Annotated in this window: 1 protein-coding gene; it reads left to right on the top strand. The window is 69.3% G+C overall.

The features are described 5' to 3' along the window. A partial coding sequence (gene eutB / locus EOW66_RS20260) for an ethanolamine ammonia-lyase subunit EutB (RefSeq protein ID WP_164881218.1) occupies positions 1-1,044 on the top strand: 1,044 nt, incomplete at both ends.

Raw genomic sequence — 1,044 nt, 5'->3', positions numbered from 1 at the left:
CGACGAGGTCACGCGGCTGATCCTCGACACGCATGATGCGGCGGCCTTCGCGCCGTTCCGCTCGATGACGGTGGGGGCGCTGCGCGACTGGCTGCTGTCGCCCGCGGCGACCGCCGGGACCCTGCGCGCCGCCGCGCCGGGCTTCACCCCGGAGATGGTCGCGGCGGTCTCGAAGCTGATGCGCAATCAGGACCTGATCCGCGTCGCGCGCAAATGCGAGGTGGTGACGGCGTTTCGCAACACGCTGGGCACGCGCGGCACGCTCTCGACCCGGCTGCAGCCGAACCACCCGGCCGACGACCCGCAGGGGATTGCGGTGTCGATCCTCGACGGGCTGCTGCACGGCGCGGGCGATGCGGTGATCGGCATCAACCCGGCCTCCGACAACCTCGGCAATTGCCGTGACCTGCTGGTGGCGCTCGACGCGCTGCGGCAAAGCCTCGAGATCCCGACCCAGAGCTGCGTGCTGACCCATGTCACGAATTCGGTGCGGCTGCTCGAGGCGGGCGCGCCGGTCGATCTGATCTTCCAGTCGGTCGCGGGCACCGAGGCGGCGAACGCGGGCTTTGGCGTGAACCTGTCGATCCTGCGCGAGGCGCAGGACGCGGGGCTTGCCGCCGGGCGCGGCACGATCGGGCAGAACGTGATGTATTTCGAGACCGGGCAGGGCGCGGCGCTGTCGGCCGGCGCCCATCACGGCGTCGATCAGCAGACGCTCGAGGCGCGGGCCTATGCGGTGGCGCGGGCCTTCCCGCCGCTCCTGGTCAACACCGTCGTGGGGTTCATCGGCCCGGAATACCTCTACGACGGCAAGCAGATCATCCGCGCCGGGCTCGAGGACCATTTCTGCGGCAAGCTGCTCGGCCTGCCGATGGGGGTGGATGTGTGTTACACGAACCATGTCGAGGCCGATCAGGACGACATGGACACGCTCGCCACGCTGCTGGTCGATGCAGGGGTGAACTTCCTGATCACCGTGCCGGGGGCCGACGACGTGATGCTCGGCTATCAGAGCCTTGCCTTCGACGACATCGCCTATCTGCG

Source organism: Paenirhodobacter huangdaonensis (genome assembly GCF_004022465.1).
GTDB lineage: Bacteria > Pseudomonadota > Alphaproteobacteria > Rhodobacterales > Rhodobacteraceae > Rhodobacter > Rhodobacter huangdaonensis.
The sequence above is the reverse complement of the archived record's forward strand: the minus strand, read 5'-3'. Positions and strand labels throughout refer to the sequence as shown.